15 protein-coding genes are annotated in these 18,471 nt (G+C 42.7%); 14 read left to right on the top strand and 1 reads right to left on the bottom strand.

All coding sequences use genetic code 11. The annotated features are described in order from the left end of the window. The first annotated feature begins 104 nt into the window (after nucleotides 1-104). The 5 genes from G414_RS0102775 to G414_RS0102755 all read left to right on the top strand — a co-directional run bounded on the left by G414_RS0102775 (nucleotide 105) and on the right by G414_RS0102755 (nucleotide 3,752). Nucleotides 105-545, top strand: a complete 441-nt coding sequence (locus tag G414_RS0102775; RefSeq protein WP_022791338.1) for a DUF1694 domain-containing protein — start codon at nucleotides 105-107, stop codon at nucleotides 543-545. A 27-nt stretch (nucleotides 546-572) separates the two neighbouring features. Next, nucleotides 573-1,862 carry a replication-associated recombination protein A gene (locus tag G414_RS0102770; protein WP_022791337.1) on the top strand — a complete coding sequence of 430 codons (1,290 nt, stop codon included), beginning with the start codon at nucleotides 573-575 and terminating at the stop codon, nucleotides 1,860-1,862. A 275-nt stretch (nucleotides 1,863-2,137) separates the two neighbouring features. Further along, the gene (locus G414_RS0102765; protein ID WP_022791336.1) at nucleotides 2,138-2,416 is read left to right on the top strand and encodes a hypothetical protein; all 279 of its coding nucleotides are present in this window, start codon (nucleotides 2,138-2,140) and stop codon (nucleotides 2,414-2,416) included. 59 nt (nucleotides 2,417-2,475) lie between these two features. After that, nucleotides 2,476-2,922 (top strand): universal stress protein, encoded by a 447-nt coding sequence (locus G414_RS0102760; protein WP_022791335.1) that lies wholly within the window; start codon nucleotides 2,476-2,478, stop codon nucleotides 2,920-2,922. A 125-nt stretch (nucleotides 2,923-3,047) separates the two neighbouring features. Beyond that, on the top strand, nucleotides 3,048-3,752 hold the full coding sequence (locus G414_RS0102755) for a hypothetical protein (protein ID WP_022791334.1): 705 nt from the start codon (nucleotides 3,048-3,050) through the stop codon (nucleotides 3,750-3,752). Between the two features lie 82 nt (nucleotides 3,753-3,834). Here the strand turns inward: G414_RS0102755 and trhA are convergent, their stop codons facing one another. Next, nucleotides 3,835-4,482, bottom strand: coding sequence for a PAQR family membrane homeostasis protein TrhA (gene trhA / locus G414_RS0102750; protein WP_027694515.1), 648 nt, complete (start codon nucleotides 4,480-4,482; stop codon nucleotides 3,835-3,837). Nucleotides 4,483-4,884: 402 nt separating this feature from the next. On the opposite strand from trhA, the gene G414_RS0102745 reads away from it, so the two are divergent. The 9 genes from G414_RS0102745 to G414_RS0102705 all read left to right on the top strand — a co-directional run bounded on the left by G414_RS0102745 (nucleotide 4,885) and on the right by G414_RS0102705 (nucleotide 18,396). Next, nucleotides 4,885-7,551, top strand: a complete 2,667-nt coding sequence (locus G414_RS0102745; protein WP_022791332.1) for a valine--tRNA ligase — start codon at nucleotides 4,885-4,887, stop codon at nucleotides 7,549-7,551. A gap of 215 nt (nucleotides 7,552-7,766) precedes the next feature. Then, nucleotides 7,767-9,104, top strand: a complete 1,338-nt coding sequence (locus G414_RS0102740; RefSeq protein ID WP_040761480.1) for a bifunctional folylpolyglutamate synthase/dihydrofolate synthase — start codon at nucleotides 7,767-7,769, stop codon at nucleotides 9,102-9,104. A gap of 8 nt (nucleotides 9,105-9,112) precedes the next feature. Continuing rightward, a complete protein-coding gene (locus G414_RS0102735; RefSeq protein ID WP_022791330.1) occupies nucleotides 9,113-11,047 on the top strand; it encodes an ABC-F family ATP-binding cassette domain-containing protein in 1,935 nt (644 codons plus the stop codon). 162 nt (nucleotides 11,048-11,209) lie between these two features. After that, on the top strand, nucleotides 11,210-11,485 hold the full coding sequence (locus G414_RS0102730; protein ID WP_022791329.1) for a co-chaperone GroES: 276 nt from the start codon (nucleotides 11,210-11,212) through the stop codon (nucleotides 11,483-11,485). A 78-nt stretch (nucleotides 11,486-11,563) separates the two neighbouring features. Beyond that, nucleotides 11,564-13,192 (top strand): chaperonin GroEL, encoded by a 1,629-nt coding sequence (gene groL / locus G414_RS0102725; protein WP_022791328.1) that lies wholly within the window; start codon nucleotides 11,564-11,566, stop codon nucleotides 13,190-13,192. A gap of 169 nt (nucleotides 13,193-13,361) precedes the next feature. Beyond that, nucleotides 13,362-15,194: an APC family permease gene (locus tag G414_RS0102720; RefSeq protein ID WP_022791327.1), complete on the top strand. Its 1,833-nt coding sequence runs from the start codon at nucleotides 13,362-13,364 to the stop codon at nucleotides 15,192-15,194. Nucleotides 15,195-15,340: 146 nt separating this feature from the next. After that, the gene (locus G414_RS07155; RefSeq protein WP_022791326.1) at nucleotides 15,341-16,075 is read left to right on the top strand and encodes an EcsC family protein; all 735 of its coding nucleotides are present in this window, start codon (nucleotides 15,341-15,343) and stop codon (nucleotides 16,073-16,075) included. An 86-nt stretch (nucleotides 16,076-16,161) separates the two neighbouring features. Further along, entirely contained in the window at nucleotides 16,162-17,148 is a 987-nt protein-coding gene (locus tag G414_RS0102710; RefSeq protein WP_081634555.1) for a DUF2785 domain-containing protein, read from the top strand. A gap of 90 nt (nucleotides 17,149-17,238) precedes the next feature. Beyond that, entirely contained in the window at nucleotides 17,239-18,396 is a 1,158-nt protein-coding gene (locus G414_RS0102705; protein WP_022791324.1) for a D-alanine--D-alanine ligase family protein, read from the top strand. Nucleotides 18,397-18,471 lie beyond the last annotated feature (75 nt).

Genomic DNA, 18,471 nt, shown 5'->3' with positions numbered 1-18,471 from the left:
TAAAAAACGTGTTCCTTTGGGTAAGGGCACGTTTTTTTACATATCACAAAGTATGGTAAACTTACGTTAATTACTAGAAGATAAGCAGCAAGGGGAGGTAGAGCATGACTGAAATGGACCCACATGTACAAAATGCGTTGTATGGTACGCCTAAACTTAATCCAGATGAGCAAAGACATTATTTGGGGAATTTTAGGGAACGAGTTTGTGCCTTGCAGATGAAAGCGACTCCTTTGAATCAGGCTATGCAGAAGGCTTGGCAAACAGCCCTGGCCCAATACCCTTCGGCAACTTTATATCTAAATGGTCAGTTGCCCGACGAGGAACTAACAACTTTTATGCAGTTAGCGAATCAAGCTAAGCGGCCCTTTACTTTAGTTGAGGATCCTGCTTATGCCAAAGCTGCCGTGGCAGCAGTATTGGTGGCTCCTAGGGCTGTGCATGTTAAAGCAGTTGATCTGGCTGAACAGGTAAAGAGTGTAGAAACAGACGAGCAAGCAACAAGTGAGACCAAGCCTTGGTATAAAAGATTATTTGATGTTTAGAGTGAAAAGGAAAAGAGGTGACCCGGCATGCAACAACCGTTAGCATATCGAATGCGGCCTAGGGATCTAAGCGAAGTGGTTGGTCAGCAAGCATTAGTCGGTCCTGGGAAAATTATTCGACGGATGGTGGAAGCGAAAACATTATCTTCCATGATTTTATATGGCCCCCCCGGCACTGGGAAAACGAGTATTGCCAGTGCCATTGCTGGGGCGACCAAGTATGCCTTTCGTAAACTCAATGCAGCAACTGACACCAAAAAAGATTTACAAATGGTGATTGAAGAAGGAAAAATGAGTGGTGGCGTTGTGTTACTCTTAGATGAAATTCATCGTCTTGATAAGACCAAACAGGATTATTTATTGCCACACCTAGAAAACGGGGCAGTTATTTTAATTGGGGCCACCACGGAAAATCCGTACTTATCGATTAATCCGGCCATTCGTTCACGGACACAAATTTTTCAAGTGCAGCCTTTGACCATTGATGATATTGACGTGACTATTGAGCGTGCACTCAAGGATAAGCAACGTGGCTTGGGCAATTTCAATGCTTATTTATCACCGGAGGCAAAACACCATTTGTTGACCGCAACCAATGGTGACCTACGCGCCGCACTGAATGGTTTAGAGCTGGCAGTTAAGTCAACCCCACCGGATGCACAAGGGAAAGTTGATATTACCTTAGCGATTATTGAAGAAGTATTAAGACGGAAAGCCTTATCAGCAGACAAAAATGGTGATGCACATTATGACGTGATATCAGCCTTGCAAAAATCGATTCGTGGTAGTGATGTGGATGCAGCCTTGCATTACTTAGCGCGGTTAATTGAAGCTGGTGACTTACCAATTATTGCCCGGCGCCTGCAAGTTATAGCTTATGAAGATGTGGGACTAGCCAATCCAGCTGTGGTCCAGCGGGCGGTTACGAGTATTCAAGCTGCTGAAAAGTTGGGTTTTCCAGAGGCCAGAATTCCTTTGGCGGATGCGACTATTGAATTAGCTTTATCAGCTAAATCTAATGCGGGTATCCGGGCAATTGATCAGGCCTTAGCTGATGTACGAAAGGGGCAAACCGGCGATGTACCGGATCATTTGCGGGATGCCCATTATCAAGGTGCTAAAGCCCTTGGGCACGGCAATGATTATCTTTATCCGCACAATTACCCAAATGACTGGGTTGCCCAGCAGTATTTGCCGGCTGGATTGACAGATGTTCAGTACTTACAAACTGAGGGAAATTCCAAGCTTGAACAAGCATATATGGAACGTTATTTACGGCTTAAGGCCGCACAAAAAAATGGCTTGAAGGGGCAATAGAAAGTAGATTTCTTGTAAGTCAACCCTTTTTATTCAGCTAAAAAACTTCTATAATAAGAGCAGGCAGATTTCTTAAGTGTACGCGTGATTCTATATACTGTAATTGCTTTACAACCTACGAGTTTGGGGATGGTAGATAGCTGGGCTTGCCCAGCTGCTGATTCACCCACTTTTCTTAACTGAAGCCAACTCAGGAGAATCCACTAACGGCACTCGGTAAGTGTCTGTCAGTCACTGGGTGAATGCTCAGTGACTTTTTTAATAGGAGAAGGTAGATGCTCAGTATTTTATATGATGTATATATTATTTTAACCTGGGTGATTGCAGGTTACTTATGGCTTAATCGCAACCAGCTCTTAGGTCTTGATTCAGCACGGTCGCGACAGATAACAACTATTTTTGCGCCTAGTTTCTTGCTGATTGGGGGGGCAACGGCTGCCTTATTGATGGCCTTTGGCGCACATTCCTTATGGCCAGTCCTAGGGCTTATCTTAGGTACATTACTGGTGCCAATCTTAGGGTTTATTTTGGTAAATCAGCTCTTTAATCATTAGCAAAGCGCTTTCAAATGCGGTATAATGACCGTACAAAGAAGAAAGTTGAGGGTTGGACGATGACAAAGACGGTATATCATAATATTCTGGTTCCAGTAGATGGATCAAAAGAAGCGGAAGCTGCCTTTCATAAGGCAATTGAAGTTGCTTTACAGAATGGAGAAAGTACACACTTACAAATTTTGCATGTCATTGATACGCGTTCTTTCCAAAACGTTACGGACTTTCAAACGACGATGGTTGATCAAGTGTCACAAACAGCTAAGGAAACCTTAGAAGCTTACGTAAAAGAAGCGCAAGCGGCAGGGGTTAAGAATGTTGCCTATAAAATTGAATATGGATCCCCTAAGGCTCTAATTGCAACTGAAGCGCCTAAAGAGTTTGAAGCTGATTTAATTATGATTGGTGCAACGGGATTGAATGCTATTGAACGGCTTTTGATTGGATCAGTTACAGAGTACGTTACCCGGGCAGCAAAAGTTGATACCCTAATCGTGCGGGCTTAGGCAGAGTGTTAAATAAAAAATAAAATGATTAAATAAAGATGGAGGTAACGGCGACGTTGCCTTTTCTTTTGGAAAAAACTATTATAAACTGATATTAGTTACCTTGTAGACTGGAGATTATATATATGAATGAGGGAAAAGTCGTAAACTTAGTGGCTTCTGCTCTAACAAATAGTTTGGGAACAACGGTCATTGGTCATGTTGGCCTGACGGCAGCCCAAATTACGATTGCTTATCCAGATGGTAAAACCGATGTTATCTCGGCTGATCAAAACGGAGATTTTGTGCAAAAGGCACCAGCTGATGTACGTACGGGTACCATTACTGTCTCAGCAATGTTACCAGATGAAATAGAAACCAAAGAACAAGTAGCGGTAGAAATCGAATTGCCGGCCCCAGTTATTACCGGGGTGATTTCGACTCGCAACGGTCAACGCTACCTTGAAGGATATGTCAATCAGTCAGCAGTTGAGGTTCAAATAGAATTAGCTGGTCAAATTATTGAACCAGTCATTGATGAGCAGCAAAATTTTGAATTGCGCTTACCGGATGATATTTTGCCTGAGGAAGTTACTCTTTTTTGTCGTAGTCAGAAGACGGGGAAGACGGGCCGCAACTCGGTTAGTCTTGGGGTAACATCTAAGACCCAACCTTTCCCCATTGTGACGGATGATATGATTGCTGAGTTTCAGCAACGTAATCAGCAATACGAGCGTTCTCAAGCGCAACTTGATCAGACCTCATCTCAAGCGCAAGCGCAACGACAGCCAACCAAAAATGGTGGTAATGTGATTACGCGTTTTTTTGGTCGGTTATTTGGTCGTAATTAAAAATCCTACTATGTGATGGTCCTGTTTTTAACGGGATTATTGACTAGTAGGATTTTTTAGTTTTTTTGATGATCAGCTCTGATTAAAAAAGGGTAACTAAAATTGAACTATACATGAGCGCAGCCGCCAAGACAACCATGATATGCCAATAGACATGGGCATAGGGTAGCTTGGGACTTAGATAGAACACTGCGCCTAAAGTGTAGGTTATCCCACCGGCAAGTAATAAATAAAAGGCTTCAGGTGATAAGAGTTGGTGTAGATCGGGCAAGGCAATGAGAATAAACCAGCCCATCACCACGTAGATAATGACGGAAACGAGCGGCCAACGACCGACAAAAAAGCGATCATATGTTAGCCCTAGTAGGGCTAGGCCAACGATACTCCACCAAATTGGCCAACCGAGGTGACTAGGTAGAACTAACCAGGTGTAAGGAGTATAGCTGGCGATGATCATTAGATAGATGCCACTATGGTCAAAAAATTGGAGTAACTTCCGATAACGGCTATGGATTAAACCATGGTAACAAGCTGAGGCTAGTAAAAAGCCACACAGGCCAGTAATATAAATCACTAAAGCTAACATCGCTTTAGGTGAAACCTGGGCAAGATAGGCACGGCTTAATAAAAAAGCGCCAGCAATTAGTGCTAGAGTGGCCCCTAGCGCATGGGTGAGGGTATTCCAATACTCGGCCCGATCATGATAGGTTAAGTTTTTCAAATTAATCATCTCCTTTTTAAGTCATAAGATTATGATAACGTTGTTATCTAGTCTTGTAAACTAGGTAATAGTTTTTTAGTGGATTATTGAGAGGAACTTGCATTTTAAAGAAAAATCCGTAAAATAAGGTTTAGAGCAAAGCATTAGAGGTTAGGAGTGACGACCTGTTTAGCGAGTGTGGGTAGGTGTAAGCACACCAGTTCGTCCTGTTAAGGTAGCTAATGGGCTTTATTAGTGAATTTCAGTAGCTAGTAACGTGATCGACGCGTTAAGTCGTCATTGAGATAGGATTAAAGAGATCCTAATTCAGGTGGTACCGCGAATTAATCGCCCTGAGGATGCAGTTGCATGCTCGGGGCTTTTTTATTGGTTTCTTGCGGGTAATATTCAGTTGAAAGAAGAGGAAAATGTATGCGTGATATTGATATGCCAGGTAAATATGATGCAAAAGCTGTCGAGGCTGGCCGCTATGATAAATGGTTGGAAGATCAGCGATTTGCACCATCAGCTAATAAAAAGGCTAAGCCTTATTCAGTCGTTATTCCACCGCCTAATGTTACGGGAAAGTTGCACTTGGGACATGCTTGGGATACGACATTGCAAGATATGATTATCCGTCAAAAGCGGATGCAAGGCTATGACACTGTATGGGTGCCTGGAATGGATCATGCGGGTATTGCCACGCAAGCCAAGGTTGAACAACGTTTAGCTAAGGAAGGCGTATCCCGTTATGATTTAGGACGTGAAAAATTCATTGATCAGGTATGGGCATGGAAAAATGAGTATGCTGATACGATTCATGCCCAATGGGCTAAAATGGGCTTGTCACTTGACTATAGTCGGGAGCGCTTCACCTTAGATGAAGGCTTATCAGATGCAGTCAAGAAAGTGTTTGTGGATTTATACAATAAAGGCCTGATTTACCGTGGGGAATATATTATTAACTGGGATCCAAAGGCACGCACAGCCTTGTCAGACATTGAAGTGATTCATCAAGATGATGAGGGAGCCTTCTACCATGTTAAGTATCCCTTTACCGACCCTGAACAAACATATCAAGGTCAGCATTATATTGAAATTGCGACAACCCGACCTGAGACGATGTTTGGTGATGTAGCCATTGCAGTGCATCCAAGTGACGAGCGATACAAAGAATTAGTTGGTAAAACGGTTACCGTACCATTGGTTAACCGTCAAGTACCAATTATTGCTGATGAATATGTTGATCCCGAATTTGGATCAGGAATGGTCAAAATTACGCCAGCACATGATCCAAATGATTTCTTAGTTGGTAATCGCCACGATTTGCAACGTATCAATACTATGAATGAAGATGCAACCATGAATGAGGCGGCTGGAAAGTATGTTGGTATGGATCGCTTTGCGGCACGCAAGGCGATGGTAGCCGATTTACAGGCTGGCGACTACATGATAGCCGTTGAACCAATTGTTCATTCGGTTGGTCATTCTGAACGGACTGGCGTACAGGTTGAATCACGACTATCAACACAGTGGTTTGTTAAGATGAAACCGTTAGCACAGGCGGCCTTAGATATGCAAAAAAGTGATGACCGCGTTGACTTCTTTCCACCACGTTTTGAAGAAACCTTTACGCGTTGGATGGAAAATGTTCATGATTGGGTCATTTCACGCCAGTTATGGTGGGGTCACCAAATTCCTGCCTGGTATCACAAGGATACTGGTGAAATGTATGTTGGAGAGACCGCACCGGCTGATATAGAAAATTGGGTTCAAGACCCCGATGTTTTGGATACGTGGTTTTCATCAGCCCTTTGGCCATTTTCAACCATGGGTTGGCCAAATGAGGATGCAGCAGACTTTAAACGCTATTTCCCAACGGATACGTTAGTTACCGGTTATGATATTATTTTCTTCTGGGTGGCCCGGATGATGTTCCAGTCTAAGGAATTTACTGGCCGGCGGCCCTTTAAGAATGTTTTGATTCACGGTCTAATCCGGGATGAACAAGGTCGTAAAATGTCCAAGTCATTGGGCAATGGAATCGATCCAATGGATGTGATTGACCAGTATGGAACAGATGCTTTGCGTTGGTTCCTAGCGACAGGGTCAACCCCTGGTTTGGATGTGCGTTTCTCTTATGCCAAAATGGATGCTGCTTGGAACTTTATTAATAAAATTTGGAATGCTGCCCGTTATGTCATTATGAATTTAGCAGAGGATACCAAGGCCGAATTGCCAACAGATTTGACTAGTCTATCACTAGCGGATAAATGGATTCTTTCACGTCTAAATGACACGGTTGAAAAGGTGACTAAAGACTTTGATAAGTTTGAATTTGGTGAGGCCGGTCGCGCCCTTTATAATTTCATTTGGAATGACTTTGCCGATTGGTATATTGAAATGACAAAGGAAACATTGAGTGGGACGGATGAGACAGCTAAAGAAACGGTACAAGCTGTTTTGGCCTATGTTTTGGACCAAACCTTACGTTTGTTACACCCAATCATGCCCTTTGTAAGCGAAAAAATATTCCTAGAGATGCCGCAACCAAGCGCTGACTCATTAGTCACCGCAAGGTATCCGACTGTGCATCCAGAATTAAGCAATCAGGGTGCTGAGGCTGATTTTCAGAGTTTGGTTGACTTGATTACCGCTGTGCGGACGATCCGCACAGAAGCAAATGCGCCCATGTCAACACCAGTCGACGTCTTAATCCGGACAAATGATGCTAATTTAGAGCGGATCTTTAAGGATAATGAAGACTATATCACGCGCTTTGTACGGCCAAAGACAGTCACTATTGCAAGTGATATCGTTGCACCAGCGCTATCAATGTCAAAGGTGATTACAGGTGCCGAAGTCTTTGTACCGTTGGCTGAATTGATCAACTTAGATGAAGAAATTGAACGTTTGCAGGGTGAAATTAAAAAGTTTGCTAATGAAGTAAAACGCAGTGAGCATAAATTGGCTAATGATAAATTTGTTTCTGCTGCTCCTGAAAAGGTTGTTAAGGCTGAACGTGAAAAGTTAGCTGACTGGCAGGCAAAGTTAAAGGCCACAGAAGAACGGATAGCAGAGCTAGAGGCTGCCCGTTAATTAACATCACGCAGATGACGATGAGGTCGGTGCTTTAGGCACTGGCTTTTTTGTTAAAGTCAATCTGCGTACACTAGTGGCAAAATGGCGGCCTACAAAATTGACGGTTCCCACGAGAAAAGGTAATTTAGACATGTGGATGGGTCACGGCAGCGGACCAACGCAGCCTGGTAATAAGATAGTAGGCTTTAAAATGAGTGCTGATAGGAGTAAATATGCAAAAAGTTAAGACAGTAGCGGAGGCCGTTGCGTTCATTCATAGTCGACAACGTTTTAAGAAGACACCATCCTTCAAACGATTGACGGCGCTATTAGCCGCCTTAGGACATCCAGAAAGAGCATCGCGCTTTATTCATGTCACCGGGACGAATGGTAAGGGATCTACTAGTAAAATGATTGCGCAGCTATTGCGCCAGGCGGGGCTAACCGTAGGGCTCTTTAGTTCACCTTATATCATGCGGTTTAATGAACGAATTCAAGATAATGCGGGGCCAATTAGTGATAACGATTTACTAGCGGTTATGCAAACTATTGAGCCCATTGTAGCTGACTTGGATCAAAGCGAGGAGCTTGGCCCAACTGAGTTTGAGATTGTGACAGCGGCCATGTTTTTATACTTCAAATGGCGGCCGGTAGACGTGGTGGTTTTAGAAGTTGGAATTGGTGGAACTTGGGATAGTACTGAAATTATTCCAGATAAATTAATTTCAGTCATTACAACAGTTAGCTTAGACCACATGCGGATTCTTGGGTCGACCATTTCAGCGATTGCGAGTCAAAAGGCTGGCATTATTCAAAGCCAACGCCCGGTAGTGGTGGGTGCATTACCCAAAGAGGCACTAGAGGTGGTGGAGAGCAAAGCACATGCCTTGCAGGCACCACTTTATGTATTGGGGACTGATTTTCAGGCTAGCCAACCGCACCAGGTTGATCTGGTTAATCAATATTTTGATTTTCAAAATCCAGGCTTAAAGCTAACGGATATTCGCTTAGCCTTGCAAGGAAACTATCAAGTGGAGAATGCAGCGATTGCTATTCAAACGGTCCTTTTAGTAGCTAAACCATTAGGAATTGATATAACGGCGGCCATGATTCGACAAGCATTGGGACAGGTTACCTGGCCTGGTCGATTTGAGACCCTGTTAGACAGTCCTAAACAGACCATCATTGATGGGGCTCATAATCAAGCCGGAATTGCAGCCTTGGCTAAGACCTTAGCTGGACCGTATGCCAATCAAAAGGTAGGTATTATTTTTGCGGCCTTAGAAGATAAGAATGTCCATGCAATGTTGTCGACCTTGATGGCCACTTTGCCAAATAGCAAACTCTACGTGGTGCCCTTTCAGGCCCCTAGTAAGCGGCAAGCGGTCCAGCTAGTAGATGTGCAAGCGTGGTTTAAAGAGACGACGGGCATCCACTTTGCTAAAAGTTGGCAAAGTGCTTATCAAGCCTTATTGGCTGATCCAAGTATTAGCACGATTGTCTTGACGGGGTCATTGTACTTTATTTCTGCGGTTAGACAATCACTGCTAGAGCATCAAGAGAAGAAGTAGGTAGAAAGATGATTTTATTACAAGCAAATGATGTAGCGCGCCGCTTTAACGGGCAAACGTTTTTTGAACATATTTCAATGCAAGTAAAGGACAAGGCACGGATTGGCTTAGTCGGGCGCAACGGAGCTGGTAAATCGACTTTATTGAAAATGTTAATTGGTCAAGAAGCACCAGATGCAGGTGAGGTTAGTTTAAAAAAAGGGACTAAGTTAGCTTACCTGGCCCAAAATTCGGGATTAGATTCTGATTTATCTGTGTATAACGAGATGTTAACTGCATTTGCACCGGTGATTGCGCTTGAAGATAAAATGCGTAAAATGGAAACTGAAATGGCCACCATGGTGGATTATGAAGGGGAACACTATCAAAAATTGCTGGCAGAGTATGATCAGGCTCAGCACGATTTTGATGAGCAAAATGGCTATGGATACGATGCAGCGATTCGTGGTGTTTTACATGGTTTTGGGTTTGATGATGCTTTTTATGATCGGAAAATTAATACTTTGTCGGGTGGTCAGCGGACACGATTGGCAATTGCCAAACAGTTGTTAGAAACACCAGATCTCTTGATTTTAGATGAGCCGACTAACCATTTGGATATGGAAACGCTAGCTTGGCTGGAGCAATACCTACAGAATTACACGGGGGCATTAGTGATTGTCTCTCATGATCGTTACTTTCTTGATCGGGTAGTCAATGAAATTTACGATATGCACTCGGGACAATTAGACCATTATCATGGTAATTATAGCCAGTTTATGGCCTTGAAAGCACAAAAGGTATTGGCTGAAGAAAAAGCCTATCAAAAGCAGCAAGCTGAAATTTCGAAATTGGAAGACTTTGTTGCCAAAAATATTGTACGGGCATCCACAACAAAGCGGGCACAATCGAGACGTAAGCAACTGGAGCGAATGGAAAAAATTGAGCCCCCTAAAAATGAAAGTGGCGTGGCCCATATTACTTTCCAGGCAGCTCAGGAATCAGGTAGTGAGGTATTACAAGTAACTGATGTGGAGTTGGGTTATGACCAAACGAAACCCTTGGCCAAAAATGTCAACCTCCAAGTGATGAAACAACATGCTGTCGCCTTAGTAGGACCAAATGGAATTGGAAAATCAACCTTGATTAAAACGCTCCTTGGCCAAATACCTGCAATAGCAGGAAGCATAAAACTAGGGTCAAATGTAGAAGTGGGCTACTATGATCAGGAACAAGCTGTTTTAGACCCATCAAAGACAGTTTTAGACACGGTCTGGGATGAGCATCCTACAATGCCCGAACGCGATATTCGAACTATTTTAGGTTCCTTCATGTTTAGTGGTGAGACCGTTGATAAGAAGGTCAAAGCCCTGTCTGGGGGTGAAAAAGCGCGGTTATTGTTGACAAAGCTATCGTTAGAAAAAGCAAACTTCTTGATTTTAGATGAGCCGACCAACCATTTAGACATTGATTCGCGAGAAGTATTAGAAACGGCCTTAAATGAGTATAATGGGACCATTTTCTTTGTCTCGCACGACCGTTATTTCATCAATGCTGTAGCTAGTGAAATTGTAGAACTGACTCCAGCTGGAACTCAGTTTTATGATGGGGATTACGATTATTACCTAGAAAAGAAAGCGGTACAAGCAACAGTAGCCCAAACAGAAAAAAGTCAGCCTACAAATCAGCCCGCCAGGCAGCAAAATAGTCAAGCCCACAAGACACATCAGCGCCAGGTACGTAAGCTACAGCGCCAATTAACTGAGCTTGAAGGGCAATTAGATCAATTAGCAGCTGATAAGGATACCTTGACACAAGAGTTAAATGCACCTGCTAATGCGCAAGACATAGATCAATTGACTGCACTGGCAGAGCAAATTGAAGCTTTAGATGGCAAAATAACGACTGTAGAAAATGAATGGGCCAAAGTAAGTGAAGAGTTGGAAATGTTAGAACAAGAATAGGAAAAACGTGATCTTTGATAAAAGGTCACTTTTTTTTTGAAAAGGGTTGTTTTTTTCCCCGGCTGTGCTAATATTAATAGTGTAAGTTAGCACTTAGATATCAAGAGTGCTAACTCGTTAATGTTGATTGCAACTGATTATGTATTTGGAGGTTATTGAAAAATGCTAAAGCCTTTAGGAGATCGTGTCGTTTTACAAGTTCAAGAAGAAAGTGAACAAAATGTTGGTGGTATCTTGTTGGCATCTAATGCACAAGAGAAATCTGTAATCGGTACTGTCGTGGCGGTTTCAACGCAGTCAGTTGGTGATATGGAAGCTCCTAAGTCCATTAAGGGAGGGGACAAGGTTGTCTTTGATAAGTATGCTGGTTCTCAAATCACTGTTGATGGTGAAGATTACTTGGTGGTACATGAGAAGGATATCATTGGTCTAGTTTAATCGAGCAACGCAGGTAATAAATCGCTAAGACTAAACAATCACTTAATAATAAAAAGAACAAAAAAGAGGTAAACAATTATGGCTAAAGACATTAAGTTTGCGGAAGATGCACGTTCAAAGATGCAAAAGGGTGTTGACAAGCTTGCCGACACTGTGAAGACAACCATTGGACCTAAGGGTCGTAACGTTGTTTTGGAAGAGTCATATGGTACACCTACTATCACTAATGATGGTGTTACCATTGCTAAGTCAATTGACTTAGAAGATCAATTTGAAAACATGGGCGCTAAGTTAGTTGCTGAAGTGGCATCAAAGACCAACGACATTGCCGGTGATGGAACGACTACTGCCACTGTTTTGGCTCAATCCATTGTTAATGAAGGTATGAAGAATGTGACAGCTGGTGCTAACCCAGTTGGTGTGCGTCGTGGGGTTGAGAAAGCTACTAAGGCTGCAGTTGATGCCCTACACGAGATGTCAAAGAAGGTTTCAACTAAAGAAGAAATCGCACAAATTGCTTCTATTTCAGCTGCTAATGATGAGATTGGTAAGTTGATTGCTGAGGCAATGGAAAAGGTTGGTAACGATGGTGTCATTACCATTGAAGAGTCTAAGGGAATTGAGACGACATTGGATGTCGTTGAAGGAATGCAATTCGACCGTGGTTACATGTCACAATACATGGTAACGGATGAAGATAAGATGGAAGCAACCTTGGACAATCCTTATATTTTGATTACGGATAAGAAGATTAGCAACATCCAAGAAATCTTGCCATTGTTGCAAAGTGTCGTTGAGCAAGGTCGTTCACTTTTGATTATTGCTGATGACATTACGGGTGAAGCACTTCCTACTTTGGTCTTGAATAAGATGCGTGGAACCTTCAACGTTGTTGCGGTTAAGGCACCTGGTTTTGGTGACCGTCGTAAGGAGCAGTTGACTGATATTGCAACCTTGACGGGTGGTACTGTCATTACGGATGACCTTGGTTTGTCTTTGAAGGACACAACGATTGCTCAACTTGGTCAAGCAAATAAGGTTAATGTTACCAAGGATACGACAACGATTGTTGAAGGCGCTGGAACTAAGGAAGCCATCAGTGAGCGTGTTGACGTGTTGAAGAAGCAGATTGCCCAATCAACGTCAGACTTTGATCGTGAGAAGTTGCAAGAGCGTTTGGCTAAGATGGCCGGCGGTGTTGCAGTCATCAAGGTTGGGGCAGCCACTGAGACGGAACTTAAGGAACGCAAGTACCGGATCGAGGATGCCTTGAACGCTACTCGTGCTGCCGTTGAAGAAGGCTTCGTCCCTGGTGGTGGAACGGCCTTAGTTAACGCTATTCCAGCCGTTGCTGCTTTGCAAGAAGAAGGCGACGAGCAAACTGGTGTTAATATCGTTAAGCGTGCCTTGGAGGCTCCTGTCCGTCAAATTGCCGAAAATGCTGGTCAAGAAGGATCAGTCATTGTAAATAAGTTGATGGAAGAAAAGCAAGGTATCGGTTACAATGCGGCTAACGGTGAGTGGGTCGACATGATTAAGGCTGGTATTGTTGATCCAACCAAGGTCACACGTTCAGCCTTGCAAAACGCTGCTTCAGTAGCTGCTTTGCTTTTGACCACTGAAGCCGTAGTTGCAGAACAACCAAAGGATGATGCGCCAGCTGCACCAGCTGCGCCAGCCATGGGTGGTATGGGCGGCATGATGTAAGCCTTAGTTAAAGTTAATTAAAAGCGTTAGGTTATCAGGTTAACCTAACGCTTTTTTTACTGACTGAAATAATCAAAAAAAGATGGACAACCTATAGGAATGGTCCTAAAATGACGGGTGTGAGTAAATATGGATTATCTAATTGAAGAAGAGGAAGCAGGAGAAGCATATGTGGCATTATCTAAAGCGGCTTATAATCGGTAAGCCACTAAAAACGCTCGATGAGGGATCACAGCACCTGAGTAGGGGCAAGGCCTTAGCACTACTTTCGTCAGATGCTTTATCATCAGTGGCTTATGGAACGGAGCAAATTGTGGCTACCTTATTGGTAGCAGGTACTGCTGCCTTATGGTGGCAATTACCAATTGCACTGCTGGTTTTAATTTTATTGGCAGCCATAACGGTATCTTATCGTCAAATCATTCATGCTTATCCTGGTGGTGGGGGAGCCTATGTTGTAACATCACAAAACTGGGGTCGCAATGCTGGCTTGGTAGCAGGTGGCTCGCTCTTGGTTGACTATATGTTAACGGTTGCGGTTTCCGTTGCAGCCGGTACCGAGGCCATTACCTCAGCAATTCCGGCCTTGCATCCTTATACCGTTGGGATTGCCATTGGCTTAATTCTGCTATTGATGGCGTTAAATTTGCGAGGTATTCGTGAATCAGCCGGTTTTTTGATGGTTCCCGTTTATCTATTTATAGTGATGGTGGTGCTAATGATTGCTTGGGGCTTCTTTAACATCATTACAGGTCGGGTTCCTTATCACGCAACAGCAGCTGTAGGGACGACATTTTCAGGGATGTCATTGGTCTTATTCCTGCGTGCCTTTTCAAGTGGGTCTTCATCTTTGACAGGAGTGGAAGCCATTTCTAATGCGGTGCCAAATTTCAAGGAGCCTAAGGCCAAAAATGCAGCCGGTACCTTAGGTATTATGGCCACCATTTTAGCCTTATTCTTTGCAGGGATTACTTTCTTGTCCTATTGGTATGGTATTGTGCCTAATAGTCAGGTAACTGTCCTATCGCAGATTAGTGAACAGACTTTTGGCCATGGGGTACTATTCTATCTCTTTCAGTTGGCAACTGCTTTGATTTTGGCTGTTGCAGCCAACACGGGTTATTCGGCCTTTCCGCAACTGGCCTATAATTTGGCTAAAGATAAGTTCATGCCACACATTTATATGGATAAGGGTGATCGACTTAGTTATTCTAATGGGATTATGTCATTGGCGACTGGGGCTATCTTGCTTATTATTATTTTTAAGGGATCAACTGATAGTCTCATTCCTCTTTATGCCATTGGTGTCTTTGTCCCCTTCACTCTTTCACAGTCTGGTATGATTATTCATTGGTTGCGGCATCGTGAGGGAAATTGGCGGATGAAAATCGTCGTTAACTTTATTGGTGCCCTTATCTCGGCTGCCTTGGTTTTGACCTTATTCTTCTTACGGTTTACCTCGATTTGGCCCTATTTGATTATTATGCCAATTTTGGTAAAGATTTTTTGGACGATTAATAAGCATTATCGTACGATTGCTAATGAATTACGGGTTCTCTCTAAGGAGCCAATTAAGCGCCATCATTATGATGGTGCAACGGTGATTATTCTGGTATCTAATTTGACGAAGGTTACCGCAGAAGCGGTTGATTATGCCAAGTCAATCGGGGATTTAGTCATTGCCATGCACGTCTCCTTTGATTCAAATCCAGAAAAGGAGCGTCGCTTGGGAGTTGAGTTTAAAAAGGAATTCCCAGATATTCGTTACGTGGACATTCATTCATCTTATCGGTCAATTTCAGAACCGGCCTTACGCTTTGTGGATGAAATTTCAAAGAGTGCTAAGGAACGTAATCATTCCCTAACGGTTTTGATTCCACGTTTTATTCCGCGTTATGGTTGGCAAAATGCTTTGCACAACCAAAACAGCCTACGCTTGCATAATGCCTTAGCAAGAAGAGATTTGATTGTGTCAATATATTACTACCACTTAAAAGAGTAGTCATAAGATATTTTAACGATTGTAGATAAAGAGAGTAGCGAAAGTCTTTGACTGTTCTAGCGGTCAAAAACTTTCGCTTTTTATTTGGACGCAATTTAATGATAGAATAAGGGTATCTTTAATATTATGAATAAGGGATTAGTTGCATGGTGACTGAAAAAACAAAACAGAGTAGATTACCAATTACTCAAGATAAGATGGTTGAAACACTAGATTGGATGTATGAAAAAACAGTATCGGGTATTCCTGGGCAAAAATCCGTGGATGAGTTAGCAGCAGATTATTTAGAAAAGTACGATGAGGAAACAGCGATAACTAAACTTATCCAGTTTCAAACAGCAAAAGCTGCTGTTTCTGGTTTTGTTACTGGGTTTGGCGGTGTATTAACGTTACCAGTTGCGTTGCCAGCAAATATTACCTCTGTATTGTTGTTCCAAATGCGTATGATTGCTGTCATTGCAAAAATTAGAGGGTATGATTTACGAAATGATCAGGTGCAGACGGTAATTTATACAACGTTAGTTGGAACAAGTGTGGCTGACCTAATTAAGAAATCTGGTATTGAGTTCACTAATAAACTTGCTAATGGGGTTGTTAAAAAAGTGCCCGGAACTGTATTGGTTAAAATTAATCAGAAGGTTGGATTTAGATTTGTTACGAAATTTGGCCAAAAAGGGATTGTTAATCTAGGAAAATTAGTTCCGGTGGTAGGAGCTAGTTTTGGTGGCGGTATTGATTATTGGACAACGAAAAAAATCGCAATGATTGCTCAAAATACGTTTTTAAATGACGGGGTAGCCCTTGGGAATGGAATCGTCCTGCCTAAAGCAATCAATTCTGTCGCAGAAGGCTCGCAACTTATTAGTGACAAAATTAAGTAGAGGGTAGATGTATTTAGTGAAGAATAGTGCAATTAAGGTCCTGTGCATGATTAACCGCACAGGCCTTTTTTAAATGAAAAGGGGGAATGATGGACTATACGATTGATGATGTACGCCATGAGGTACAAGCTTTGCGGCATGCGATTTACCAAGGGGACTTGTTTAATTCATTACGCGTAGATGTAGGAAATTTGTTAGCTGCTTTAAGACCAGGTCTGCCTACGCCAGTGGCAGGCCTAACAGATAGTGACGAAGCGGCACTACGCTCGTTAGCTACTAATCTACAGACACAATTAGCTCAAGAAACCCTAACGACGGTGGCAACGAATGAACTTTTACAATTAGTGACAGGACTAAAGACGACAGAACCAACTGTGCGGGATGACTTAGCCATGGCAACAATTCTTGACCTATTACAACAGGGCATCTTAACAGCAGAGCAAATGCAAGAACTCGCGCGGTATCTTTTGCGAGATGAGATGATATTAGCTCATATTGATGAGCAGGCATCAGACGCAGTCTTTTTACGATCTAGCAGTGTATACTTACTGATGATGATTATCTTTACTAGTCGCCAAAATGGTGGGGAACCTTTACCATTGGAATTACAGGAAACGTTAATCGATACCTTAGCGGTTTATTTGGTTTTAGAAACAGACACCCGGGGATTTGTAGATGATAAAGGATGGGCGCATGCTTTTTTCCATGTAGCGCTTTTGTTAGATGCTTTGGCTGAAGATCCTAGTATGACTAGGGCAGATAAGATTTTTCTGCTTACTTTGCTGTTAGAACGAGTTATTCGATTAGACCAACCGTTATTTGCCGGTGAATTTAAACGGCTAGCAACGTATATGGTTAATTTAATGCAAATGAGTTCTTTTTATAGTGATTATCTCCTGAACATCTTTAAGCAGTGGCGCCAGGCCATGATTAAAGAAAGCCGGCCTACTGATACAGCGGGATGGAATCGTTTTTATAACCAGATTACGCTCCTGCAAAATTTGATGCTAAAAGAGAATCTGCCAGAGCCTATTTATGATTATTTAAACGAACAACGCCATTATTTATCTTAAGGACCGGCCAATGTTACGGTCTTGGATATGGTATAATAGAGTTTCTGAAATACACGGAACAAAAGATGACGAAAGAGAAGGGTAGTTTGGATGGCTAATAAACTAAATGTGACTTTATTATTCGGCGGTAATTCGTCTGAGCATGATGTATCGAAACGTTCAGCCTTAAATATTTATGAGGCCATGCATAAAGATAAGTACAATGTGACCGTGGTACTGATTTCAAAAGATGGGATTATGATTGATCCTGAGTTATCAATGCAGGTCCTGCTAGGTCAACTAGACGAGGCGACTGCAGTGGCTAAGGCCATGCAAAAGCTTGACTTGTCAAATCCGCTAGCCCCGGTGGCAGCGCTTGACCAAATTGACCAAATTGATCTTTTCTATCCAGTTGTACATGGTAATTTAGGAGAAGATGGTACTCTTCAGGCACTTTTCCGCTTACTAAAAAAGCCTTATATTGGTGGTGGAGTCGCTGCCTCGGCTATTTCCTTTGATAAGGATTTGACGAAACGAATTTTGAATCAGGCGGGGATTCGCAATACTGCTTATGTCTTGGTGACAGCTGAGCATCCAACTGCTTATAGTTATGAAGAGGCTGTTGCTGCTGTTGGCACATCAACGCTATTTGTGAAAGCTGCTAAGCAAGGCTCATCGGTTGGCATTTACCGTGTAAATAACGCGGCTGAGTTTGAGCAGGCCATTAAAGGAGCCTTACAATATGATACGAAGGTCTTAGTGGAAGCGTCAATTCAACGGCCGCGCGAGATTGAAATTTCCATCTTAGGTAATGAAGAACCACGGGCTTCAAAGTTGGGTGCTGTGGTCGTACCAGAGTCAGATGTCTGGTATGATTACAACAATAAATTCGTTGATGCGTCAGGAGTGACTTTTGATATTCCAGTTCGTTTACCGGTTGCTTTGCGAGATGAAATTACGCAAATGGCCCTGGATGCCTATAAGGCTTTAGGCCTAGTTGGTTTAGCCCGTATGGACTTCTTGGTTGATGAAAATGATGTTCCTTACCTGGGTGAACCTAATACCTTACCTGGCTTTACCAATATTTCACTTTATCCGCAGATGTGGGAAGTTTCCGGACTGTCTTATGCAGATTTAATTGATGAAATTATTGCCTATGGCCTGGCTGAATTTGAACGACAGGCAAAGTTGTCGTATGACTTCATCCAACTTGGTGAGGAAAAGGTGGGAACAAAGCGTTACCATACTGAAGAAGCAGACGAAGACTAATCATAACGAGATAAACGTTTAAAAAATACGGTGATGCGCTGGCATGACCGTATTTTTCATGTGTCAGCTTTATTG

The organism is Weissella halotolerans DSM 20190 (genome assembly GCF_000420365.1).
In the GTDB taxonomy this organism is placed as follows: Bacteria; Bacillota; Bacilli; order Lactobacillales; family Lactobacillaceae; genus Weissella; species Weissella halotolerans.
This window is presented reverse-complemented; position numbering and strand designations above follow the sequence as displayed.